Origin of the sequence: Halomonas sp. McH1-25 (assembly GCF_022348165.1) — a bacterium.
Taxonomy (GTDB): domain Bacteria; phylum Pseudomonadota; class Gammaproteobacteria; order Pseudomonadales; family Halomonadaceae; genus Modicisalibacter.
In genome coordinates, this window is sequence record NZ_JAKRFI010000001.1 from 897902 (window position 1) to 922587 (window position 24686).

The window sequence follows — 24686 nt, forward strand, 5'->3', positions numbered from 1 at the left end:
CCGTTGGCTTACAACTGAACGCCGGAGAAGGACATGAAGCCCAGCGACATCAGCCCGACGGTAATGAAAGTGATGCCCAGACCCTGTAGCCCGGCCGGAACGTCGCTGTACTTGAGCTTCTCACGAATCCCCGCCAGTGCGGTGATTGCCAACGCCCAGCCCACACCGCAACCGAACCCGTAGATCACGGACTCACCGAATGCATAGTCGCGCTGGACCATGAACAGTACCGATCCCAGGATTGCACAGTTGACCGTGATCAGCGGCAGGAAGACACCCAGCGCGTTGTAGAGCGCCGGCACGAACTTGTCGAGGAACATCTCGAGGATCTGCACCATGGCGGCAATCACGCCGATATAGGAGAGATAGCCCAGGAACGACAGATCGATGTTCTCGGCACCCTCGAGGCCGGTCCAGGTCAGTGCGCCCTCGCGCAACAGGTAGTGCAGGATCAGGTTGTTGGCGGGCACCGTGATGGTAAGCACCACGACGACGGCGATCCCCAGGCCAATCGCCGAGGAGACCTTCTTGGAAACCGCCAGGAACGTACACATGCCGAGAAAGAAGGCAAGCGCCATGTTCTCGACGAACACGGCCTGAACGAACAGGCTCAGATAATGCTCGAACATTACGCGGTCTCCTTGATCTTGGTCTTGCTATTGGCAACGATCCGATACTCGGTCTTCTCGACCTGATCCGGGTGGAAGGAGCGCAGAATCCAGATCAACAGCCCGATGACGAAGAACGCCGAGGGCGGCAGCAGCATCAGACCGTTGGGCACATACCAGCCACCGTTCTGAACCGCCGGCAGGATGGTGAGGCCGAACAGGCTACCCGACCCCAGCAGCTCGCGCACGAAGCCGACGAACAACAGGATGACGGCGTAACCAAGGCCGTTTCCGACACCATCGAGGAAACTCATCATCGGGCCATTCTGCATGGCATAGCCTTCGGCGCGACCCATGACGATACAGTTGGTGATGATCAGGCCGACGAACACCGACAGCTGCTTGGACATCTCATAGGCATAGGCCTTGAGCAGCTGGTCGACCACGATGACCAACGAGGCAATGATGGTCATCTGCACGATGATACGAATCGAGGAAGGGATGTGGTGACGAATCAACGAAACGAACAGGTTGGAAAACGACGTCACCGCGATAACCGCCAACCCCATGACCAGCGATACGCTCAAGGAGTTGGTTACCGCCAGCGCAGAACAGATCCCCAGTACCTGCAAGGCGATGGGATTGTTCTTGAAGACCGGCGAAAAGACGACGCTTTTGGGAGTATCAGAGGCCATGCTCACGCTCCTCCTTGCGAATTGTCATGAAACCGGGCGAGATATTCAGCGAAGCCCATCTCGCTCAGCCAGAATTGCAGCATGTTGGTCACACCGCGACTGGTCAGGGTTGCACCGGACAGGGCATCGGCCTCGTACTCGGAGTCGGCCCCGCCCTTGACCAGACGGATCATTGGCTCCATTGGGTTGTCAGCATAGACCTGTTTGCCTTCCCATTGGGCCTTCCAGCGCGGATTGTCCACTTCACCGCCCAACCCCGGCGTTTCGGAGTGGTCGTAGTAGGACAGCCCAACGATGGTATTACCATCCCCTTCCAGGGCAAGGAAACCACGCATCATTCCCCATAACCCCTGCCCGCGGATCGGCAGGATGATCTGCTCGGGGTTTTCGGGATCGCCCACCAAGTACACCGTAGCAAAGTTCTCTACGCGACCCAGCCCGACCGGATCATCTCCGGACAGCGAACGCGAACTGGCAGGATCCTTGGCAGCATCGAACTGGTTGTAGGTCTCGGCATCCAGCTCCTCGGCGTATTCCCCGGTCTCCAGGTTCACGACACGCGCCGTGATCTGCTGTTCGAATTGTTCGGCGACATCGATACCCGGCTGATAAAGCTGGGCAACCTGCAGGATATTGCTCCTGCGATCGAGCTCCTGGTTCGCGACCTGAACCGGACGCAGCACCACAGCGGCAGTGGAGACGATGACCGAACACACGATACACAGCGTCAGCGCGACCGTGAGCGTCTTCTTGATGGAGTTGTTGCTAGCCATCAGGCGGTCTCCTCGGTAACGGGATTGAAGGCCGCTTCACGTTTCTGGCGACGCTTGATGTTGGCCTGCACGATGAAGTGATCGATCAATGGCGCGAACAAGTTGGCGAACAGGATCGCCAGCATGATTCCTTCGGGGAAGGCCGGGTTGACGACACGGATCAGCACCGTCATCACACCGATCAGAATGCCGAAGATCAGCTTGCCCTTGTTGGTCATCGAGGCCGATACCGGATCGGTGGCCATGAACACCAGGCCGAATGCCAGACCGCCGACAACCAAGTGCCAATACCATGGCATTTCGAACATCGGGTTGGTTTCCGAACCGATGGCATTGAACAGCATGGCCGTACCCACGACGCCGAGGAAAACGCCCAGCATGATGCGCCATGAAGCAATGCGGGTCAGTAGTAGCACAACAGCACCAATCAGTATCGCCAAGGTCGATGTCTCGCCCACCGAACCGGGAATAAAGCCCAGGAAGGCCTCCATCCAGGTATACAGCTGGGTCAGGCCAGCCATGCCGTCGGTCACCACCATCGACAAGGGGGTCGCTCCCGTATATCCATCTGCGGCCACCCATACCGCGTCACCGGAAATCTGTGCCGGATAGGCGAAATACAGGAATGCGCGCCCCGTCAATGCAGGGTTGAGGAAATTCTTGCCGGTGCCGCCAAAGATTTCCTTGCCGATCACGACACCGAAGGTGATCCCAAGGGCCACCTGCCAGAGCGGAATGGTCGGTGGCAGGATCAACGCAAACAGCACGGAGGTAACGAAGAAGCCTTCGTTGACCTCGTGGCCGCGCTTGATCGCGAAGAGCACTTCCCAGAAGCCCCCGACGACGAAGGTCACCAGATAGATAGGAAGGAACCATGTCGCCCCGAGCACGAAGTTGGCCCAGATGCTGCCCGGATCATGTCCACCGGCCAGCGCCAGCGTGATCGCCTCGCGCCAGCCACCGATGGCACCGTAGCCATTTTCTATGGCCAGGTTGGCTTGGAGCCCGGCGTTGTACATACCGAAGAACATCGCCGGAAAAGTACACAGCCACACCGTGATCATGATGCGTTTCAGATCGATGCCGTCACGCACATGCGCCGTACCCTTGGTTACGTCGGGGGGCGCATAGAAGATGGTGTCTACGGCTTCGTAGAGTGCGTAGAACTTCTCGTACTTGCCACCCTTGTGAAAGTGCGGCTCGAGATTGTCGAGTGTCTTGCGAATACCCATCATCAGGCCTCTTTCTCGATCATGGTGAGGTTGTCACGCAGGATGGGACCGTACTCGTACTTGGCGGGACACACGTAGGTACACAGCGCGACGTCTTCCTCATCCAGCTCCAGGCAACCGAGCAGCATGGCGTTCTCGATATCGCCAACGATCAGCGAGCGCAGCAACTGCGTAGGCAGGATATCCAGCGGCATGACTTCCTCGTAAGCACCGATCGGCACCATGGCACGCTCTGAGCCGTTGGTCGAGGTGTCCGGCTTGTAGTCGTTCAAGCCAAGGAAGCGGGACACGTAGATTCCCATGACCGAGTGACGATTGCGCCCAGGCGATAGCCAGCCCATAAAGGCACGCTTGTTGCTTTCTTCGATCAACGAGAATTGGGTATGGAAACGGCCCAGGAAACGGCGCGACCCTTCCGCCGTGGCACCGCCGAAAACCGAACCGGAGATGACCCGGGTCTCCTCCGGTTGGATGACCTCACCCTCGAGCAACTCGGCGCTGCTCGCCCCGATGCGCGTACGCAACAGGCGTGGTTGCTTGGCGCGAGGACCGCCCACCGCGACGACGCGCGTCATGTCCAGGCGGCCATCGGCGAACAATTTGCCGATGGCCATGACATCCTGATACCCCAGATGCCAGACCTGCTTTCTGAGACTGACCGGCGATAGATAATGGATATGCGTACCGACGAGGCCCGCCGGATGCAGCCCCTTGAAGGATTCGACCTGAACCCCCTCGATGTCGCTGCCAGGCAGGTCGGCCTCGGGCGCTTTGCACAGAAACACTTTTCCCGGCGTTAGGCGCTTGAGCACCTTGAGCCCATTGGCGAAGGCCTCTGGCGCCTCGTTGACGATCAACGCGGGATCGGCGCACAGCGGTTGCGTATCGATAGCGGTCACGAATATGTCCGCCGGCACGGCATCCAACGCTGGCGTGCGTGAGAAAGGGCGGGTCCGCAGTGCCGTCCACAGACCGGATTCGACCAGCTGGTCGACGACGGCCTGGCGATCCAGGCTCTCGAGCGCATGGCTACCGTGTGCAGTGAACTCGACGACGTCTTCCTGTTCGTCGAGCTTGATTACCACCGACAGCAGTACGCGTTTCTCGCCGCGATTGATCGCAATCACCTCGCCGGCACCCGGGGCGGTGAAGCGCACTCCAGGAATCTTCTTGTCGGTGAACAACACCTGCCCCAGCTTCACCCTGTCCCCTTCCCGGACCTCCATGGTCGGCTTCATGCCGACGTAGTCGGGTCCCAGGATCGCCACATGGCGTACCGGCCGCGCATCCTCGATGCGCTGGTCCGGCGCCCCGGCGATGGGGAGATCCAGGCCTCGTTTGACTTCGATCATAGTCTCGCCCAGTTATCGGATCTGATTTTCAAAAGAAAAAGGGTTCGCGGCACGACGATGACGAGCCTGGCCAACGCAATGGCATGCGTACACTTGAGCTGGCGTCACGGTGCTCGGTTCTTTTCTTATCAGAAGGTTGTCTGCTCGATCCGTGGCCAGACGGATCGCACCAATAAATCGCGACTATTATAAAGAGACGACGCAGGAAAGACTACCTGACCGAAGGTCGGCATCGAGACGCAAACAGGAAAAACACCGTGTCGGCATGGGCCGACACGGTGTGAGAGGCAGGCTCAGTTACGCGCGCGGGGCAGGTAAAGAAAGTGCACGTTGGACATGTACTGAAGGATACGCACCACTTGGCAGCTATAGCCGAACTCGTTGTCGTACCACACGTACAGAACGGCATTCTTGCCGTCGACGATGGTCGCCTTGGCATCGACGATACCGGCATGACGGTTGCCGACGAAGTCGGATGACACCACCTCGGGCGAGTCGACGTAATCGATCTGCTTCTGCATCGAGGAATGCAGCGCCATATCACGCAGGTAGTTGTTCACGCTCTCGGTGTCGGACGCCTTCTCCAGGTTGAGATTGAGAATCGCCATGGACACGTTGGGGGTCGGTACGCGAATGGCGTTGCCGGTCAGCTTGCCGCCCAGTTCGGGCAATGCCTTGGCGACGGCCTTCGCGGCGCCGGTTTCGGTCAGCACCATGTTCAACGGCGCACTGCGGCCACGCCGATCGCCCTTATGATAATTGTCGATCAGGTTCTGGTCGTTGGTATAGGAATGCACCGTTTCCATGTGGCCATGCTCGATGCCGTATTCGTCGTTGATGGCCTTGAGTACCGGCACGATGGCATTCGTCGTGCACGAGGCCGCAGAAATGATGCGATCCTCGTCACCGATGTCACGATGGTTGATGCCGTAAACGACATTCTTGACGCTGCCCTTGCCCGGCGCCGTGAGCAGTGCCTTGGCCACGCCCTTGCAAGACAGGTGCTGGGACAGCCCCTCTTCGTCACGCCATTTGCCAGTGTTGTCAACGACGATGGCATTGTCGATGCCGTAGGCCGTGTAATCGACGTCACCGGGCGAACTGGCGTTGATCACCTGGATGTAGTTGCCGTTGGCGATGATTGCATTGTTTTCATGGTCGACTCTGATCGAGCCGGCAAACGGCCCATGAATGGAATCGCGACGCAGCAGGCTGGCTCGCTTTTCGAGATCGTCGCCACTGCCATCGCCACGCACCACGATGGCACGCAGACGCAGCAGATTGCCGCCCCCGGCCTTCTCGACCAGGATGCGTGCCAGGATGCGGCCGATACGCCCGAAGCCATAGAGCACGACATCCTTGGGTTCACCGCCCATGCCGTTTTCACCGTGCTTGTCGACGATTTCGGCGAGCTCTTCGCGTAGGTAGGCATCGACATCGCTACGACCGCTTTTCTTGAAGGCAACGGCGAGCTTGCCCAGGTCGATGTGTGCCGGCCCCAGCTCGAGCTCGGTCATTGCCTTGACCAGCGGAAAGGTATCGCGAACGGAAAGCTCGGTGCCCTCGACTTTCTTCACATAGCGATGATTCTTGAGAATCCGAATGACCGAACGGTTGATCAGCGAACGGCCATACAGGGAGGGCACGACATTGTACTTGCGGTACAGCTTGCCGAGCAGGGGAATCATTTCCTCGGCGACAGCCTCATTGTCCTGCCATTCCTGAAAATGTGCGTCGAGCTTTTCCTGACTCACGTACTACTCCCTTCCTTACGGAATCGCGAATGAATTTTCCTGTTCATTATCCTTGCCAAGCGCAGGCAGGCGCAATTGCTGTATGGTCGCAGAAGCTGTAAGACCACTACAGAAATCGGCGGTTGACTACAAACCGTTTTCCGGCATTGATGTGTCAAACGTAATGGACGGCACGCCCCTTTCGTGCGTTTTTCTCGTCCCGACGCTGCGCCTGTTATCATTTGCTACAAGACTTTCACCCTTTGCTTGAAGACGCCAATGTCGAACTTTTCCCCGCTGGCCCCGCCCAGCCCTACCGGAACGCGCGATACGCTCTATTGGCAGGCCCCGCAGGGGGCAGCGACGGCCCTGGCCCTGGCTCGCCTTGCCGACGCTGCGCCGCTGCTGGTCATCACGCCGGATACCGCCTCGGCCCAGCGCCTGGAAAACGCCTTGCGCTTCTTTGCCAAGGTACCGGTCCTGCCCTTCCCCGACTGGGAAACCCTGCCCTACGACAGTTTTTCTCCGCACCAGGACATCGTTTCCGAGCGCCTGCGCACCCTGCGTCGCCTGCAGGAAACGCAGGACGGCATCGTATTGGTGCCTGTCAATACCCTGATGCAGCGCCTGCCGCCCAGCGATTACATTGCCGGGCGCGTACTGACCCTGTCGGTGGGCATGACGCTCGACCGGGAAGGATTCCGGGGAACGCTGTCCCGGGCCGGCTACCGCGCTGTGGAAACCGTGTACGAGCCTGGCGAATACGCCCTGCGTGGCGCCATCATTGACTTGTTCCCCATGGGTAGCGATGCACCGCTGCGCGTCGATCTGTTCGATGACGAGATCGATACGCTGCGCTACTTCGATCCCGATACCCAGCGTAGCCAGGACAAGGTGGAGAGCATCGAACTGCTCCCGGCCCATGAGTACTCCCTGTCGCGCTCGGCCATTGCCTGCTTCCGCGAAGGCTTCGAGACACTGTTCGACGTCGATCCGCGCCAGTCTCCGCTCTACAACGACGCACTCAAGGGCATTCCTTCACCGGGGCTCGAACAGTACCTGCCGTTGTTCTTCGAGGAAACCGCGTCGCTCTTCGATCATCTGGTCGACAATACACGAGTCGCTCTGCTGCCCGGCGTCTTCGAGGCGGCGGAACATCACTGGGCGGCGATCGAGAGCCGCTACGAAAACCTTGGCGTCGACCCGACCCGGCCACTGCTGCCCCCCGCTCGCGCCTTCATTCCGGTGCCCGAGGTCTTTGCTGCCATCAAGGCCCGGCCACGCGTCGAACTGGTCAAAGACGAAGGCCACCCGCATGCCCGCCATCCCATCACCCAGGCTCCGCCGCAGGTGGCCATCAATGCCCGGGCCCAAAAACCACTGGCGCGTCTCGAGGAGTTCCTGTCCTCCCATCGCGACATGCGCGTACTGTTCGTCGCCGAGTCGCGGGGTCGGCGCGAAGCGCTGGAAGAAACTCTCGGCGTGCTGCACCTCGACTTGCCTCATACCGACGATTGGCCAGCGTTTCTCGAGGGTGGCTCGCGCCTGGCGATTACCGAGGGCGAGCTCGACGAGGGCTTGTGGCTTGGCGATCCCGCGCTGGCCATCGTCACCGAGACCGAGCTCTACGGCGATGTGGTTCGTCAGACGCGGCGGCGTGAAAAGGCCACCGACGACAATGAACTGGCGATCCGCCATTTATCCGAGCTGCGCCCCGGTGCGCCGGTCGTCCACCAAGCCCATGGCGTAGGACGCTATCAGGGACTCGAGACACTGGAAGCTGGGGGCCAGGCCGCCGAGTTCGTGGCCCTGGAATACGCCAACGGTGCCAAGCTCTATGTCCCTGTCGATAGTCTGCAGCTGATTTCACGCTATGCCGGGGCCAGCGACGAGCTGGCCCCCCTGCACAAGCTGGGTTCCGATACTTGGGACAAGGCGAAGAAAAAGGCCGCCGAGAAGATTCGTGATACCGCTGCCGAACTTCTCGACGTGTATGCGCGCCGCGAAGCGCGCGAAGGCTTTGCCTGCGATCCGCCCGGCGAGGATTACCAGCGCTTCGCGGCCAGCTTCCCGTTCGAGGAAACGCCCGACCAGCGCGCGGCCATTCATGCGGTCATCGGCGATATGACGGCGCCGCGCCCCATGGACCGGGTGGTATGCGGCGACGTCGGCTTCGGCAAGACCGAAGTCGCCATGCGCGCTGCCTTCCTCGCCGTACACTCGGGTCGACAGGTGGTCGTGCTGGTGCCTACCACCCTGCTCGCCCAGCAGCACTACGACAACTTCCGTGACCGCTTTGCCGATACGGCCGTGCAGATCGAGCTGATCTCGCGCTTTACCGGCGGCAAGGGACAGGCGGACACCTTGAAGCGCATCGAGGAAGGCCGCGCCGACATCGTCATCGGCACCCACAAGCTACTGTCCAAATCGATGAAGTTTCCCAACATGGGCCTGCTGATCATCGACGAGGAGCATCGCTTCGGGGTGGCCCAGAAAGAACGCCTCAAGAGCCTGCGTGCCGAGGTGGACATTCTGACGCTGACGGCCACGCCCATCCCGCGGACATTGAACATGGCCATGAGCGGCATCCGCGACCTGTCGATCATCGCCACTCCACCGGCACGTCGCCTATCGGTGAAGACCTTCGTCCAGCAACGCAACGAACCCGTGATCAAGGAAGCCATCCTGCGCGAGATATTGCGCGGGGGGCAGGTCTATTTTCTGCACAACGAGGTCAAGAGCATCGAACTGGCTGCCCAGAAAGTGCGCGATCTGGTTCCCGAGGCCCGCGTTGCCGTGGCTCACGGCCAGCTCCCGGAGCGCTCGCTGGAACGTATCATGTCGGAGTTCTACCACAAGCGTTACAACGTGCTGGTATGTTCGACCATCATCGAGACCGGCATCGACGTGCCCAGCGCCAACACCATCCTCATCGAGCGGGCCGACAAGTTCGGACTGGCCCAATTGCATCAGTTGCGTGGACGCGTCGGACGCAGCCATCACCAGGCGTATGCCTACCTGCTCACACCGCCACCCAAGGCGATTACCAAGGACGCCATCAAGCGCCTGGAGGCCATCGGCCAGGCCGAGGACCTGGGAGCCGGCTTCACCCTGGCCAGCCACGACATGGAAATCCGCGGCGCGGGCGAGCTTCTCGGCGACGAGCAGAGCGGCCAGATGGAAACCGTCGGCTACAGCCTATATATGCAGATGCTCGACCGTGCGGTGAAAGCGATCCGCGCTGGCAAGACACCCAACATCGAGGCACCACTGGACGAGGGGGTGGAAGTCAGCCTCAACCTGCCGGCACTGATTCCCGACGACTACCTGCACGACGTGCAGCAACGCCTGATCATGTACAAGCGCATCAGCAACGCCGCGGACGAAGCGGAGCTCAAGGAACTGCAAGTGGAAATGATCGACCGCTTCGGCCTGCTGCCAGCGCCGGTCAAGACACTGTTCCGTCAGACCCGGTTGCGTCAACGCGCCGAACGACTGGGCATCGTGCGCCTCGAGGCAGGCCCCGAACGCGGCCGTGTGATCTTCGGCACCAGTCCCGCCGTCGACCCAATGACCTTGGTCAACCTGATCCAGCGCGACCCCGAACACTACCGGCTCGAAGGTGCCGAGATCCTACGCTTCGAGGCGGACATGGAAAGCGAGGCGGCCCGCTTCGAAAGCGTTGAGACACTGCTTGACACACTCAATCGCAAAGCCAAGGCGGCGTAAACCGACATAGGGAAATATTGCACCGCCAGGCATTGTGTCGCCGGGCATTACGCAGGAATATACTCGAATTTTCCGGCACCCCGCCGGATCCGAGGATGGAACAGGTCGCGTCAGATGCGAGTGAAGCAAGCAAGTATGCTTTGGTTGGCCGTAGGAATGCTGGCAGTCCCGCCGGCGCTCATGGCTCAGGAACCGGCCTTGGCCGAGGCCGTCGAGGCCCAGGCTGCGTTGCCGACGGGACACTATCGTCTGCCCGAAAAAGGCGACGTAGTCGGCGAGATCCAAGTAGTCAAAGCTGCCCACGAGGATACGCTTTTCTCCATCGGGCATCGCTATGGCGTCGGCTACGAAGAAATTCGTCGGGCCAATCCCGATGTCAGCGTCTGGATACCCGGTGAAGGTACCGAGGTGGTGATCCCGTCGCGGTTCATTCTGCCCCAAGGTCCGCGGGAAGGGATCGTCGTCAATGTCGCCGAGATGCGCCTTTATTACTATCCCAAACCGGCGCAGGGCGAGTTGCCGATCGTGGAAACCTATCCGGTCAGCGTGGGACGCATGGACTGGAAAACCCCGCTGGGCCAGACCCAGATCACCGCCAAGGCCAAGGATCCAGCCTGGTACCCCCCCGCCTCGATTATCAAGGAACATGCCGAGCAGGGCGACATGCTGCCAAGCGTCGTTCCCCCCGGCCCGGACAATCCCCTGGGCCAGTTTGCCATGCGCCTGGGCATTCCCGGCTATCTGATTCACGGTACCAACAAGCCGCTGGGCGTCGGCATGCGCGTTACCCATGGTTGTATCCGCATGTTGCCCGAGGACATCGAAAGGCTATTCCCGAAGGTTCCGGTCGGCACTCAGGTCCGCCTGATCAACGAACCCTTCAAGCTCGGCTGGACGCCAGAAGGCGCTCTTTTCGTGCAGACGTACCCCTCGCTGGAAGAATCGGAGGATACTCCGGTCAGCCGCATCACCGATGCCCTGGATGCCGTAACGTCCGCAGTCAAAGGCAAGCGTTATCCGGTCGATTACGCCAAGCTGCGCAATGAAATTGAAAACCCCAGCGGGGTTCCCGAATCGTTGCTGCTGGTCAAAGCCCCCATCGACATTCCTGTCGTCGAGAAAAAGGCCACTCTGTACGACTGGCTGGAGCTTCATGAGGCTCTCTACAGTCAGTTGGAAACCAGCCCGACCAAGGACGACGCATGACGGCTTTATCGATTTTTCTACCGATATGAACGAGGAAAGCCCTGCCTAGGCAGGGCTTTCTCGGTATCGAATCCGATAACGGCATCCCAAGGGATGCCGTAAACGTTTCGATTACTTGCGCATGGAACGCTCGAACATGCGGTCCATTTCCTGACGGTTCTGCTGGGCGAGCTGCAGAGCCTGCTGTGCGGTGCGCTGGGCCTGCTGCGCAGTGGTCAGCGCTTCGCGAGCCATGCTGCGGGTCTCGGTCGCTTCCGTTTGCGCCTGGCTCATCTGGCCGCTCTGCTCTTCGCTAGCTTGAGATGCACAGCCAGCCATAACGCCCATGGCCAGAGTTGCAGCTGCGAGCTTGAGCATGGTGCTGGTTTTTTTCATGCGGTTCTCCTTGAGGTCTTCCTTGGTTGACTTACATTCCTGCACAGGCAGGCCTATTGCTACTTCCAGCTAGTAACCTAGCGGATGATTACCTTTGTGCCAAGCCGTACTAGATTCGCCAACTTTTCGATCTGGTCATTTGTCACTGCCACGCAGCCATCCGTCCAGTGAAAACGTCGATGAACGTTCGGGTCGGCGTCACCGAGACCATGTATCCCGATGCTACCGCCCAACACGGTGTCCTGTGGTGGCGCACCATGCCAGCGATAATACATAAGATAATCATAGAACTCGGGTTCACTCAACATGCCCGCCTCATGAGCCTCGCGAGCATGAGCAGGCGTAGGATAATCGAGACCCAGGAAGATATGGAAGCGGCTATCTTCGTTGATCCAATTTATTTTGAATTCCCCGGTCGGCGTCGCCCGACTACCGCTCAACCGCAGGCGCTTGGCGCCTCCTCGACCCAGCGACACTGGAGCGAATCGCTCGATTTCCCGATCGCCTCGAAAGACGTGCAGAGTCGAAGTCTTATCGTCCACCAGCAGCCACACTTCCCGTGACTCCTCGGCGGCGTGGAGGTCAGAGACCAGCAATGCCAGGCACAAACCCAACGCCATCCAAAACAGCAGTCTTCGACTCATCGGCAACGACACCTTCGGGTAACGGGTCATCTCGGCGAATGTCATTGTGCGATATTCGAGCGCCCTACGTCATGCACTGCGCAGAGGATTTTCACGGCTTTGTCTCGGCGATTGGCGAAACCCATGACTATCGACCAAGCTGTAATTCATGGAATCGGTCGAATCGACGTGCCGATCTGGAACGCCAATTTGGCAGGGAATGCCATGATGCCATGCTATGCCTCTATCTGGGTCGCTGATGCTCCCGCTGTCGTCTGCACCGAACTCTAGCGAAACGCCCACCATGACTGCGCCGCTCGACAAAGATGGCCTGCTCGGTATGCCGGAGAGCGTTTACATGAACGAGGAACAGCGAGCCTATTTCATGGACTACCTGCACCGCTTGCGTCACGAAACCCAGCTACGCCTGCGCGAAGCCCAGGACGGCCTCGAGGGGAGGCGCTGCTGGGGAGACGCCATGGACCGTGCCGTAGCGGAAGGCAACCAGACATTGCTCATCAGGCAGGCCGAGCGGGATTCCGAACGGCTGCGACGCCTCGATGCCGCCATCGAGCGCCTACGTCACGACGAATACGGCTATTGCCTGCAAACCGGCGAGCCCATCGGCCTCGAGCGACTGTTGCTGGATCCCGCAGCCGAGTATACCCAGGCGGTACAGGCACGATTCGAACGCAAACGCCGCTGAGCGTTCAAGCCGCCTGCCTGATGGCCCGAATGAGTTGCGCCTTACTCATGCTGCTGCGCCCGGGAATGTCGAGCGCCTGCGCCCGTTCGTAGAGTTCGTTGCGGGACAGGCCGTCCAGGTCGCCATGTGTCGGCGCCCCCCTCCGTTCGTTGCCCTTCTTGGCACGGCTCTCGCGCTCCTTTCCTTCGCTGGAGGCAGGCTTCTGCGCGTTGCCGCTTGCAGGCGCACGACGGGGAGTTGACGTTTCGGTAGGTGGCTGGCCCTGCTCCAGACTCTGCTTAAGAACTTGCATCAGATCGACCACCTCGCCGCCCTGCTCGGCTTCAGCATCTTCTGCCGGATCGACATCGATGATCCCTTCACCCTTGTCGAGCTTTTCACTGACGCGGTCCATGATTTTGCGGCTGTGCCAATCCTCGAGCGCACTGCGCTCCAGCGTGTCCGACGATAGCGAGGCAATGGCCCTCTCGATGCCATCGACACGCTGGCTGTCCGCGCTCTGCACCTTGGGCAACCCGACACTCGCTGGCGTACGGACCTCTTCATAAAAACGCAGCGTCTCGGCGCGCAGGATACCTTTCTCGGCCAGGATGGCCACCAGGTATTCCTTGCCACGCATCACAAAGGTAGCGATGCCAGCCCGCTGCGAGTCCTCCATGCTCTTGGCCAAGAGCCGGTAAGCCTTGGTGATTCCCTTGTCGGGGGTCAGGAAATAGGCCCGCTCGAAATACATGGGGTCGATGTCGGCCACGTCTACGAAGCGCTTGAGATCGATCTCCTGGGACTTCTCTGGAGCAAGTGCGTCGAGTTCCTTGTCCTCGATGACGATGAATTCGCTCTTCTCGACTTCATAGCCACGCACTAGCTCGTCGCTACGCAGCGGCCGCTCTTCCTTCTCGCAAAAGTAGCGACGCGCCAGCGGGGTGCCGTCCCTATCGATCATGCGCAGCGACACCGGCTTGGAGCGATTGGCTGGGTACAACCCCACCGGCAGGCTAACCAGCCCGAACGTGATGTTGCCCGACCAGAACGGGCGCGGTCCGCTGACCCGAGACTCCTGATCATCCTGCTTCCCCCGCTGCTTTCTAGGCACGCTTGCGTCCTCCCTTCAGGCTGGCTTCCAACGCCGTCGTCACGTCGTCGGACAGCTCGGGACGACGGATCGGGGTCACTTTGACGCTTTCGCCGCGCTGCTTGGCGTCGATCAGCGACATGACGCGCTCACGGTACTCGTCATGGTATTGCTCGGGCTCGAAGGGTGCTTCCAGCATGCCGATGAGTTGCTGCGCCATGCCCAGTTCCTTATCGTCGAGACGTGCCCCGCCGGGCGAATTCAAGGTGTCCAGCGACACCACTTCTTCATCGTGGCGCAGCGACATGAGCATGGGATAGCCCTGATGAAGGCGCAGGGCGCCGATATACGCTTTCTTGCGCATGACCCAGCGCGCCAGGCCTTCGCGACCGCTACGTTGCAGCGCCTCGATCAGCGCAAAATACTCGTCTTCCTCACCGTCAGGGCCAAGATAGTACGGGCGGCTGTACCAGCGATGATCGATTTCTTCGGGTGGCAGAAAGCTGATCACCTCGATATCGCGGGTCTGTTCGGGCTCCAGTTCCTCGAGTTCGGCGTGCTCCAGGCATACCAGGCGTCCCTCGTCGGTACGATAGGCACGCCGGGCCTCGCTGAATGGCACGGCCTCATCGGTTTGCGGATTGACCATCGCCTGCTTGACGGGGGAGCGGTCCTTGCCGTGCAGCAGGCGAAAGTGCACGCTGCGATCCTGTACGGCGGAATAGAGCTTGACCGGCACCCGTACCTCGCCGAAGCGCACCACTCCTTTCCACATCGCTCTGGCAGCCATCGCCTTCTCCTCGTCTAGCCGGATTCGTCGCCATTCGACGCATCAGCCTGGGCATGACAATCGGGACAGCTCACTTGACGCGTCTCGTGAAGCTCCACCACGCAGACCGGGCAGATAGGGCTGTCGCAGTGGTAACAGTGATAGCCCGCCTCGTAGTGAAACGTGCGCAGGCAAAACTGGCAGGTCTCGGTACCGGCCTCCAGCCACCAGGGTGTCTCTGCATCGTCGCGGCTCAAGGCATCCTCCTTGGAATCATCGAGCAAGGCCCACGGCATTGAGCAGATCGGCGTCGAGCGGGCGCGCGGTATCGTCATAACCCGCCCAAGGATCCTCGCGCAGTGCCGCAAGGCGTCGTTTGAGATTTTCGATCGTATAGCGGTCGGAGCGTAGCGCCGCATTGAGTTCGTCCCAGCGCACGGGAACGCAGACCGGCGCGTTCTCCCTCGCCCGCACGGAGTAGGAGGCAATCGCGGTAGCCCCACGGCCGTTGCGCAGGTAATCGATGAAAATTCGCCCCTCGCGCTTGTTCTTGGCCATGTTGGCCGTCAAGCGCTTGGGATCCTCCTGAGCGTGCTGCTGAGCGACTGCCTTGGCGAAGGCCTTGGCATCGTCCCAGGTCGCGCTGGGCACGATCGGCACGACGACATGCAACCCCTTGCCCCCGGTAGTACGTACGAACGCGCCCAGGCCGAGCGACTCCAGGCGCTCGCGCAAGGTGCCGGCAACGCGCAGGATTTCCTGCCAGCCAACGTCCGGCGCCGGATCGAGATCGAATACCAGATTGTCGGGGCGTTCGACGTCCTCGACACGACTGCCCCACGGGTGAATTTCCAGTGCGCCCGCCTGCACCAGCGCCACCAGGTCGGCGGCGCTTTCCACATAAAGGTATTGAGAAGTTCCCGACTTTTCCGCGATGTCGACGCGCGGCACACTGGCAGGAATGGCGACACGCGGGTGCTTCTGAAAAAAGCATTCGCTGGTACGCCCCTCGGGACAGCGCACCAGCGACAACGGTCGTCGGATCAGGCGGGGCAGAACCCAGTCCTGGATCTCTGCGTAGAATCGGGCCAGATCGCGCTTGGTCACGCCCTGCTCGGGATACAGCACCCGATCAGGATGGGTCAGGCGCACACCGAGCACGCGGCTTTCGTCGCTACTCGTCCTGGTAGCCGACCGAGCTTTGGGCGCGGATGACGCCTTCTCGCTCGCCGGCACCGACCGTGTCTTGTCAGGACTCACGCGGATTTCCTCCGGGTTACGGTCTTCGCGAAGCCCGCGAAAAATCGGATGCCGTAGCCGGCCATCCCGCGTGCGTTCGGTGAACTCCACCTCGATCACCATCTCGGGACGAACCCAGTGCACGCTACGCACGTCGGGCACCGCTTCGTGGAAAGGCGATGTCGAGGTTTCCTGTGCCTCCAGCCTGGCGCTGAGCGTGTCGAGCAGACGGGTATTGAAGCCGGTGCCGACCCGGCCGGCATACGCCAAGCGGCCGTCTGCATCGAAGGCGCCCATCAACAGCGATCCGAAGCCACTACGCGAGCCACTGGGATCGGTATAGCCACCCACCACGAACTCCTCGTGATTGGCGCACTTGGTCTTGACCCAGTCCTTGTTGCGGGTGCTTTGGTAGTGACTCGAGGCGCGCTTGCTGATGATGCCCTCGAGCCCCATGCGACAGGCCTGGTCGAAAAATGCCGTACCCTGAGCTTCGATATGATCGGCATAGCGCACGCTGCTATGGCCTACCAAACCCGCCGACTCGAGCAACTGGGCCAACGCCTGCTTGCGCTCGACGAGTCCCACCTCGCGCAGGTCATACCCTTCCAGATGGAGCAGATCGAAGGCTTGATAGACCAGACCCACCGTGCGTCCGGCACTCAGTGCTTCCTGAAGTCGACGGAAACTGCTGGTGCCATCCTGGGCCAGCGAGACCACCTCGCCATCGAGCAGCGCACTGTCCACGGGCAACTGCGCGATGACTTGGGCCAGCTCGGGAAAACGGTGGGTCCAGTCCTTGTCATTGCGCGTGATCAGGCGCACTTCACCCTGTTCCAGGCGCGCCAGCACCCGGTAGCCATCGAACTTGATTTCGTGAATCCAGTCTTCGCCCTCCGGGGCCTGACGCACCAGCGTGGCAAGCTGAGGACTTACCTCGTTAGTGACGGCCTGCCGCCGTGCGCCCGGCAACGTCTGGGGATCAGGCAATGGAGGCGACTCGCTGACAACGCCCTCCCGGGTCCACAGCATGTCGCGGTCTTCGGCGATCTCGCGCATGGTGCGCCCGGTAGCGACACTACGGTCATCGTCGGACGGCATCGTCATCGGCGCTCCCTTGCCATCGCGGCGCTTGATCAACAACCAGTTGCGATCGCTCTTCTCGCGCCGTCCCGTCATGCGAGTCAGCGTCCAGGCACCTTGCAGCTTCTCGCCCTCGAGTTCGAAGTCGATACGATCCTTGCCCGGCTTGCCCGTCGTTGCCCAGCGTCCACGATCCCATAGCATCGAGGTGCCGCCGCCATAGGACTTCTCCGGGATCACGCCTTCGAAGTCGGCATATTCCAGCGGGTGATCCTCGACTTCGACGGCCAGACGTTTTTCGCCCGGCTCGAGACTCGGCCCCTTGGGCAGCGCCCAACTCCTGAGTACGCCGTCCTGCTCTAGCCGCAGATCGAAATGATCGTGACTGGCGGCATGTTTGTGCACCACGAACAGCTGCTCCGTCACTCGTTCGCCGCGCGGCACGTCACCTGACGGCTCGGCCGTTTGCCCAAAATTGCGCTTGCGTCGGTATTCCTTGAGCTTTTCCATTGCTCTCGCCCTTGAAGGCCGGGTCTTTAAATCACCAGTGCCTGACCCCACTTCGCCATGCCATTCGATGAAATTAAGCCTAGTCAAGCGCTGCCGGACCGCCAACCGATTGCTGCGTCCTACAAAGCAAGACGCCCGTCGGGAAACCGACGGACGTCTGAAGATCCTCTATGAACCGACCCTCCATGGCCGGATATGGCCGACTCAGGCTATGTAGCGGAATCCAGCTACCGGTTCCTGATTCTGCGACTCTTCAAGTACGCGGATCTGGGCCTGTTTCTGATGAATGAAGCCCGACAGTAACTTGTGGATCTGCGGCGTGGCGTTGGCGTCCGCCAACTGGCGATAGAATGCCAGCGAGCGATGCTCGTCGATGACGGTCCGGGCCAGCAATTGAGTAGCCATGCGCTGATCGACAATGAAAAAATGGCGCTCTTTTACCGCCGGCCCGCTCGTAGCCGGCCCGTTGGGGTATTCATCGTATTCCATGCGCTCGGCAACGCGCGCCAGGGCTTCCAGGCGCTGTTCGCTCTCATCGGCGAGCATCTGCAGCAAACGGCTGGCCACTGCATCGAAAGGCAAGAAGCGAAGCGCCAGCACCCGATAACGCTCCTTCTCCCGGGTTTCATGGGCACACGCCGCGACAAGCAGGTCTTCGGGAAAAAGGCTGACTGTCGATGTCATATTGTAGATGCAATGCATTCCCTGTCTCTCCATCATGGCATGCTTGGCCGGCCTATCTAGCGGCACACTATCCAGCGGCACTGTCCTTGCGGCTCTACGCCCTCTCATGCCGGTGCGAAGGCCCGTTGGCGCGCACTGTACAGGCAAAGTCATGACAAAACTTTGACGATTGTCACCTCTCGGCCGGCTTCACCCACAATGACCAGCCACACCATGCCGAAGACCGAGGTGGTATCCGCTCTCCATAAACTCGTCCATACTCAAGACAAACCGCACAATGGTGGAGGCGAATAATGACGACACCGCATCCCGTGTTGCGATTTGCCCGACAGCACGATTTAAACAACCAGACTTGTCGGCTAAGTTCGCTTTGTCTGCCGTCCATCCTGTCCTCGGAGACACTCGACAGGTTCGGTGTCGTTGCCAAACGTACGGCCCCGTTACGCAAACGCGACGCGCTTTATCTGCAAGGCATGCCATTCAATAGCCTGTATGTCATCCATTCCGGCAGTCTCAAACAGGTCTCGACCACCGACAATCAGGAAGAACATGTCACCAGTTTTTTCCTGCCGGGCGAGATTATCGGCCTCGATGCCATCGGCGAGCAGCGCTATCCCGGCAACGCCATCGCGCTGGAAACCACTACGCTGTTCGAGCTGCCCTTCGATCGGCTGGAAGCGCTGACGTGCAGTAGCCCCGAGTTGCGTAATTATCTCTACCAGTGCATGAGCAAGGAGCTGCAGAACGAGCGTCTGCTGATGCATATGCTGCTGCGCAAGACGTCGGATGTACGCCTGGCCACTTTCTTCGTTGCCATGTCACTGCGCTTTCGACGTCGCGGCTACTCCCCCTACTGCTTCAACCTGGCCATGTCGCGTGGCGACATCGGCAGCTATCTGGGCCTGGCGGTGGAAACGGTCAGTCGTCTACTGGGGCGTTTCCAACAGCAAGGCCTGATCACCTCTCGAGGCCGCGAATTCCATATCCACGATCTGGAAGCGCTGACACGCCTGGCCGACAGCAATGGACGCTGCTGACCTTCTCCGCCTCCAAGGGGGCTCGGCATGGCGGCCCCCGCACACCTATCGCTACAATGCGGGCGGTCACGGTCATCACGACCCCAATCCCATTGCAAGGAGCGCAGTTGCCAATGCCATCACCGCTGGAACCTTTCGGCCTGTCGTTTAACTCACGCCTGCCGTTACGCTATGCCGCTTATCTCCTTAGCCTGCTCGGCCTGGTTGTCTCCTTATTCGCAATGCTCTTCGAGACAGCCTGGGGCTGGGCAGCGCTGCTGTTCGGGCTGTTGGCGGCGCTTGGCACCTACGATCGACATCAGCGCCGGCACACGGTCAGCCGCAACTATCCGATCCTGGCCCATTTCCGTTATCTACTGGAGTCTATCGGCCCCGAAATCCGCCAGTATTTCATCCAGTCGGACACCGAGCAGACACCGTACTCACGAGAGCAACGTTCGCTGGTCTATCAGCGGGCCAAGAACGTGCTGGACAAGAAGGCGTTCGGCTCGGTACAGGACATGTACGCCGAAGGCTATGAATGGATCAGCCCCTCGCTCAAGCCGACACGGATCGACTCCCACGACTTTCGTATCACCATTGGCCAGGAGTGCGCCAGGCCCTACTCGGCGAGCATTTTCAACATTTCGGCGATGAGCTTCGGCTCGCTGTCGGCCAACGCCATTACCGCACTGAACGCCGGCGCCAAACAGGGCAAGTTCTATCACGACACCGGAGAAGGGGCGATTTCGCCCTATCATCGCCAGGGAGGCGACCTGGTCTGGGAGATCGGCTCGGGTTACTTTGGGTGCCGCAACGAGGACGGCACCTTCAGCGAGGAGCGCTTCGTCGAGGGGGCGACCCTGGAGCAGGTCAAGATGATCGAGATCAAGCTCAGTCAGGGCGCCAAACCCGGTCATGGCGGCATTCTGCCGGCGGCCAAGGTTACCCCTGAGATCGCCGCGACACGTGGCGTGCCGGTGGGCAAGGATGTAATCTCGCCCTACGCCCACTCGGCGTTTTCGACGCCGCTGGAGATGATGGATTTCATCGTGCGCTTACGTGAGCTTTCGGGCGGCAAGCCGGTGGGCATCAAGCTGACCATCGGTCACCCCTGGGAGTGGTTCGGTCTGGTCAAGGCCATGCTGGAAACGGATACACACCCCGACTTCATCATCGTCGATGGTGGCGAGGGCGGCACCGGCGCGGCACCACTGGAATTCATCAACCGGCTGGGTATGCCGCTGACCGAAGCGCTGCTGCTGGTGCACAACACCTTGGTCGGCGCCGGGCTGCGCGACAAAATCCACGTCGGCGCCGCCGGCAAGATCGTCTCCGCCTTCGATATTGCCCGCACCATTGCCCTGGGAGCGGACTGGTGCAATGCCGCGCGCGGCTACATGTTCGCGCTGGGCTGCATCCAGGCCATGGCCTGCCATACCGACCGTTGCCCCAGCGGGGTCGCGACGCAGGACAAGCGCCGCGGCAAGAAGCTGGATGTGCCCGACAAGACTCAGCGTGTCTTCCATTTCCACGACAATACCCTGAAGGCATTGGCCGAGATGCTGGCCGCCGCCGGACTGAACGACACCAGCGAGTTGGGCCCCGAGCATATCCTGCGGCGCGTATCCAAGAACGAGATACGCTCCTTCGCGTCCTTGTTCCCGTTTCTCGAGCCCGACGAACTGCTGCATGGCGTTCCCGAACATGCCGTGTTTCGGGAGTACTGGCAAGCGGCCCGATCAGATAGCTTCCATCCTCCAGTGTCGATTCAGGAACTGCGCGCTACCAAGCTACGCTGAGCGACGCGGCAGGAATCGACACAGCAAAAAGCCCTGGCAAACGATGCTGCCAGGGCCGCCATGCTCAAGAGACTGAAACTCAGGCAGCAGCCATCAGTTCCTTCTTGCGCGCCAGCATTTGTTCGCCGAGCTCTTCCAGCTCACGCTCCGACATGGTCTTGCGTGCCTGCTCGAACATCTCGTCTTCTTCCTCGTCGGCATGATGCTCCAGCAACTCCTTGAGCACCTTGGCCCGGCCAGAGAATTCAGTGCCCGTCGGATCGGTCTTCTTGAGATCCGGCAATACCAGGTCTTCGACGGCCCGATGTTCTTCGTGAGCTTCATAGTACATTCTATCGTTCTGCTTGCCGCTGGCCTTCTTGAAAGCGGGGTAGAAGATCTCCTCCTCGATCTTGGTATGGATCGTCACTTCCTTCTCGATCTTGGCCAGGAGTTCGGGACGCTTCTTCTCGGCACGTTCCGTGCTGTTGACCAGTTGGCTAAGCAGATCGCGTACCTTGTCATGGTCTTCCTTGAGCAGTTCGAGGGCATTCATCGTGAGGAGCTCTCCTTGCTATCGTCATCGGTCGTATCAATGTGTGCATGGTGGTGGCCGAATGTCTATGTGCACCTTGCCCCATCCATGCAGCGCTTGGCTTGCCATCTCAACGTAGCCTCATGCCGGAAGGTGTCAAACCGCTAGCCTCCCGATCGCCCCTCGCGACAGCGCTATCGCCACGAGGCTTTCCGACGTCACGCCAAAGCCTTCTCGATCAGCCGTTTCTCTGCCTCCGGCAGGGCAATCGTCATCGCCAGCTCGTGACCTCGCGGCGACATCTTCTTCCACGTCTTCTGCACGATACGAATCAACTTGTCCTCGTCGTGCTCCTTGGCAAAGTCGCTCAGGTAGTACTCGAGAAACACCAGGCATGCCGTGTCTTCCAAGGCCTGGGTATGCGGATCGCGCCGCAGGCCTTCCTTGCGGATCCAGCGTGCGACCTGATCGCATTCCTGCTCATCGTAGCCCGCGTCTCGCAATATGTCCGCAGCCTGCTCGGCCTGGCGCCGCCCCAGATCGCGCCGCCAGGCCAGGTAGCCGGGCCGATCGCGTGGGTAGTCATCGCGCGGCAGCGTCCAACGCTGGAGGTGCTGCGCCCGAACCGCCAAGCGCAACGTCTCCGGCGCCTCCGGCGCGACACGCTCGAGCCAGGCACTCATGCGCTGGGCATACAACAGTTCGTGGGGAATGTCCTTGCCATCGACCCGCTCGACCCTCGGGTCTGCTGCATGCAGGGTATCGAGTCGCTGGAGGACGACATTGAAACGTTCGTTATAACCGCTCACGTTTGGCTTTTCCTCCGCTGCCTTCTAAGTTAGGGATGCCATCGCATGATGGTGGCGAAAGCTATCCAATCAGGCCGCAAGGGAACTGCGGCCGAGTGCTTGTATGGGTAAGGAGGCCTTATTTATGATCGGTAGCACCCTGGCGGGTATCGTTGGTGCCCTGCTGATTCTTGTCATCAACTACGACGCCATTATCACCACCTTTTCCGCCTCGCGCGCCGGCCCCCTCACCAATCGTCTCATATCGATCGTCTGGGGACTGTTGCTGCGTATCCATCACCGACGCAACCATCACCATCTATTAAGTGCCGCCGGCCCCTGGGCGGCCTTCTTGCTGGTGCTGTTCTGGCTGGCCATTGCCTGGCTGGGCTGGCTGCTGCTGTTTTGCGCCTCCCACGATGCCGTGGTCAATGCCACCACCAAGGAACCCGCCAACTTCATCGAACGCGCTTACTTTACAGGCTATACCATTACCACCCTGGGTTATGGCGATTTCGTCCCCAAAGATGATGATTGGCGCCTGCCGGCGTTTCTGGCGGCCGGAAATGGCTTCTTCCTGTTCACGCTAACGCTGACCTACCTGATCAACGTGGTTTCCGCAGTCACCCAGAAGCGCCAGTTGGCCCTGACCATCAGCGCCCTGGGCCAGTTCCCTTACCAAATCCTCGAGAACACAGCCGATGAAGGCCGCTACGAGAGTTTGAGCTCACAGTTGCAACAGCTCAATCAATCCATCAATACCGTGGGTCAGCAACATCTCGCATTTCCCATCCTGCATTATTTCCATAGCGGCGATAAGCATTCCCACGACAACGCCTTGCCGCTCTCCCTGGCCCGGCTTTATCAGGCACTGGCGATTGTCTGCCATGCCTGTCCGTCCCTGTCGGCCAAGACCCGGGCCGAGCTGAGCACGACCCGTAACATCATCGAGCAGTTTCTCGATACGCTGAGCAGTGCGTTCATTCATCCGGCCAGCACCGCACCGGTGATTCCCGACCTGCAGGTCTACGCTACGCTGCCGGGCATCGAAGCATCGCCCGCCGACATCCAGGCTTACCTCAGAGACAAGGATCGCCAGAGGCTCCTGCTGGCTTACGTCCACAAAGATGGTTGGGAGTGGCAGGATATATGGCAGCCCCCTCGTGATACTCACTGACAAAAAAGGCACCCGCAGGTGCCTTTTTTGGATCGCCTTGGATCGCTCCGATCAGGAGTCGACCGGCTTGAGCGGGTTCCAGTCTTTGCGATTGGCCAGGAACTCCGGGCGCGGCTTGTTGCCACAGTACGGGTCGTGCAGCGTGTTCTCGACACTATTGTAGACGAAGAACAGGTTGCTGCGCGGCCAGCAGGACATGTTGATGTTCGAGCCGTGCATGGTGTTGCACTCGAACATCACCAGCGAGCCTGCAGGTCCCTTGGGCGCCTCGATGTCGCCTTCGAGCATCAGCTTGCGCAGGCTGTTGTCATCGGGCACCCCGACGTCCTGGCTCTTCAGCGATTCTTTGTAGTTGTCCTGCGGCGTACGCCCCACACACGGGACGAAATAGTTGTGCGAGCCGGGAATCAGCATCAGCGGCCCGTTGAACTCGCCATTGTCCGTCAGGATGATCGAGCAGCTCAGCGAGCGCATGCGCGGCATGCCATCCTCGCTGTGCCAGGTCTCGAAGTCGGAATGCCAGTCGAAGCCCTTGCCCTTGAAGCCGGGCTTGTAGTTGATCCGTGACTGGTGAATGTACACATCGCCGCCCAGCAGTTGCTGGACCATGGCCAGCAGGCGTGGGTCGCGGGTCAGGCGACTGAAGCGCTCGGATATCTCATGGATGCCGAAAATAGAGCGGATTTCCTGACGACCGGGCTCGAGAATGGTGCCTTCGGATAGCTTGAGATCCTCGTCATCCTCGTAGTCGCGGAGTTCCTGGATGAAGGCTTCCATTTCCGCCTTGTCGAAGAACCCTTCGAATGATAGAAAACCCTTGCGCTCGAACTCATTGACCTCGTCCTCGCTCAACGGGCCGTTCGTGCGCTGCGCTCCCTCGCTGTGAACCACCGGATCGATGCGTTCGAACATTCCCAGTTTGCGTTCCAGGCGCGTGGGAAACAGATCCTGTGTTTCTTTCATGCAAACTCCTCCGTTAGTCTGCGGCGCGTCTCCAAAC

Annotated in this window: 22 protein-coding genes; 6 read left to right on the plus strand and 16 right to left on the minus strand. The window is 60.2% G+C overall.

What is annotated here, in order from left to right; genetic code table 11:
• Positions 1 to 8: 8 nt before the first annotated feature.
• From nqrE to MHM84_RS04650, 6 genes are all read right to left on the minus strand, one after another.
• Positions 9 to 629, minus strand: coding sequence for an NADH:ubiquinone reductase (Na(+)-transporting) subunit E (nqrE, locus tag MHM84_RS04625; RefSeq protein WP_239262971.1), 621 nt, complete (start codon positions 627 to 629; stop codon positions 9 to 11).
• Entirely contained in the window at positions 629 to 1303 is a 675-nt protein-coding gene (locus tag MHM84_RS04630; protein ID WP_239262973.1) for an NADH:ubiquinone reductase (Na(+)-transporting) subunit D, read from the minus strand. Before MHM84_RS04630 ends, nqrE begins: the two co-directional genes overlap by 1 nt.
• A gap of 2 nt (positions 1304 to 1305) precedes the next feature.
• Positions 1306 to 2079 (minus strand): Na(+)-translocating NADH-quinone reductase subunit C, encoded by a 774-nt coding sequence (locus tag MHM84_RS04635; RefSeq protein ID WP_239263842.1) that lies wholly within the window; start codon positions 2077 to 2079, stop codon positions 1306 to 1308.
• The gene (locus MHM84_RS04640) at positions 2076 to 3311 is read right to left on the minus strand and encodes an NADH:ubiquinone reductase (Na(+)-transporting) subunit B (protein ID WP_239262976.1); all 1236 of its coding nucleotides are present in this window, start codon (positions 3309 to 3311) and stop codon (positions 2076 to 2078) included. Before MHM84_RS04640 ends, MHM84_RS04635 begins: the two co-directional genes overlap by 4 nt.
• Positions 3311 to 4660, minus strand: a complete 1350-nt coding sequence (locus MHM84_RS04645; protein ID WP_239262979.1) for a Na(+)-translocating NADH-quinone reductase subunit A — start codon at positions 4658 to 4660, stop codon at positions 3311 to 3313. The genes MHM84_RS04640 and MHM84_RS04645 overlap by 1 nt, the downstream gene beginning before the upstream one ends.
• Before the next feature lie 293 nt (positions 4661 to 4953).
• On the minus strand, positions 4954 to 6414 hold the full coding sequence (locus tag MHM84_RS04650; RefSeq protein ID WP_239262982.1) for a glyceraldehyde-3-phosphate dehydrogenase: 1461 nt from the start codon (positions 6412 to 6414) through the stop codon (positions 4954 to 4956).
• A gap of 258 nt (positions 6415 to 6672) precedes the next feature.
• Between MHM84_RS04650 and mfd the strand changes: the two genes are divergently transcribed.
• Complete coding sequence (gene mfd / locus MHM84_RS04655; protein ID WP_239262984.1) at positions 6673 to 10122, plus strand: transcription-repair coupling factor; 3450 nt, start codon at positions 6673 to 6675, stop codon at positions 10120 to 10122.
• A 135-nt stretch (positions 10123 to 10257) separates the two neighbouring features.
• Positions 10258 to 11328, plus strand: coding sequence for a L,D-transpeptidase family protein (locus MHM84_RS04660; RefSeq protein WP_239262986.1), 1071 nt, complete (start codon positions 10258 to 10260; stop codon positions 11326 to 11328).
• A 111-nt stretch (positions 11329 to 11439) separates the two neighbouring features.
• On the opposite strand, the gene MHM84_RS04665 is transcribed toward MHM84_RS04660, so the two are convergent.
• A complete protein-coding gene (locus tag MHM84_RS04665; RefSeq protein WP_239262988.1) occupies positions 11440 to 11703 on the minus strand; it encodes an Lpp/OprI family alanine-zipper lipoprotein in 264 nt (87 codons plus the stop codon).
• A 77-nt stretch (positions 11704 to 11780) separates the two neighbouring features.
• Positions 11781 to 12392: a L,D-transpeptidase gene (locus MHM84_RS04670; protein WP_239262990.1), complete on the minus strand. Its 612-nt coding sequence runs from the start codon at positions 12390 to 12392 to the stop codon at positions 11781 to 11783.
• A 238-nt stretch (positions 12393 to 12630) separates the two neighbouring features.
• Here MHM84_RS04670 and MHM84_RS04675 point away from each other — a divergent pair, with 238 nt between their 5' ends.
• Positions 12631 to 13032: a TraR/DksA family transcriptional regulator gene (locus MHM84_RS04675; protein WP_239262992.1), complete on the plus strand. Its 402-nt coding sequence runs from the start codon at positions 12631 to 12633 to the stop codon at positions 13030 to 13032.
• Positions 13033 to 13036: 4 nt separating this feature from the next.
• Here MHM84_RS04675 and MHM84_RS04680 read toward each other — a convergent pair whose 3' ends face one another.
• The 5 genes from MHM84_RS04680 to MHM84_RS04700 form a co-directional block, all read right to left on the minus strand.
• Positions 13037 to 14125, minus strand: coding sequence for a Ku protein (locus MHM84_RS04680; protein WP_239262994.1), 1089 nt, complete (start codon positions 14123 to 14125; stop codon positions 13037 to 13039).
• A complete protein-coding gene (locus MHM84_RS04685) occupies positions 14118 to 14894 on the minus strand; it encodes a Ku protein (RefSeq protein WP_239262996.1) in 777 nt (258 codons plus the stop codon). The genes MHM84_RS04680 and MHM84_RS04685 overlap by 8 nt, the downstream gene beginning before the upstream one ends.
• A 14-nt stretch (positions 14895 to 14908) precedes the next feature.
• Positions 14909 to 15130, minus strand: coding sequence for a hypothetical protein (locus MHM84_RS04690; protein WP_239262999.1), 222 nt, complete (start codon positions 15128 to 15130; stop codon positions 14909 to 14911).
• A gap of 16 nt (positions 15131 to 15146) precedes the next feature.
• The gene (ligD, locus tag MHM84_RS04695) at positions 15147 to 17705 is read right to left on the minus strand and encodes a DNA ligase D (protein ID WP_239263001.1); all 2559 of its coding nucleotides are present in this window, start codon (positions 17703 to 17705) and stop codon (positions 15147 to 15149) included.
• A 204-nt stretch (positions 17706 to 17909) separates the two neighbouring features.
• A complete protein-coding gene (locus MHM84_RS04700; RefSeq protein ID WP_239263003.1) occupies positions 17910 to 18407 on the minus strand; it encodes a hypothetical protein in 498 nt (165 codons plus the stop codon).
• A 275-nt stretch (positions 18408 to 18682) separates the two neighbouring features.
• On the opposite strand from MHM84_RS04700, the gene MHM84_RS04705 reads away from it, so the two are divergent.
• A complete protein-coding gene (locus MHM84_RS04705) occupies positions 18683 to 19426 on the plus strand; it encodes a helix-turn-helix domain-containing protein (RefSeq protein WP_239263006.1) in 744 nt (247 codons plus the stop codon).
• A gap of 113 nt (positions 19427 to 19539) precedes the next feature.
• Positions 19540 to 21207, plus strand: coding sequence for an FMN-binding glutamate synthase family protein (locus tag MHM84_RS04710; RefSeq protein ID WP_239263008.1), 1668 nt, complete (start codon positions 19540 to 19542; stop codon positions 21205 to 21207).
• Between the two features lie 79 nt (positions 21208 to 21286).
• Here the strand turns inward: MHM84_RS04710 and MHM84_RS04715 are convergent, their stop codons facing one another.
• The gene (locus tag MHM84_RS04715; protein WP_239263010.1) at positions 21287 to 21742 is read right to left on the minus strand and encodes a hemerythrin domain-containing protein; all 456 of its coding nucleotides are present in this window, start codon (positions 21740 to 21742) and stop codon (positions 21287 to 21289) included.
• 197 nt (positions 21743 to 21939) lie between these two features.
• Entirely contained in the window at positions 21940 to 22530 is a 591-nt protein-coding gene (locus MHM84_RS04720) for a DUF4202 domain-containing protein (RefSeq protein WP_239263012.1), read from the minus strand.
• A gap of 124 nt (positions 22531 to 22654) precedes the next feature.
• Here MHM84_RS04720 and MHM84_RS04725 point away from each other — a divergent pair, with 124 nt between their 5' ends.
• Positions 22655 to 23686 carry a potassium channel family protein gene (locus tag MHM84_RS04725; protein WP_239263014.1) on the plus strand — a complete coding sequence of 344 codons (1032 nt, stop codon included), beginning with the start codon at positions 22655 to 22657 and terminating at the stop codon, positions 23684 to 23686.
• A gap of 51 nt (positions 23687 to 23737) precedes the next feature.
• On the opposite strand, the gene thpD is transcribed toward MHM84_RS04725, so the two are convergent.
• Positions 23738 to 24649, minus strand: coding sequence for an ectoine hydroxylase (thpD, locus tag MHM84_RS04730; RefSeq protein ID WP_239263016.1), 912 nt, complete (start codon positions 24647 to 24649; stop codon positions 23738 to 23740).
• Between the last annotated feature and the right edge of the window lie 37 nt (positions 24650 to 24686).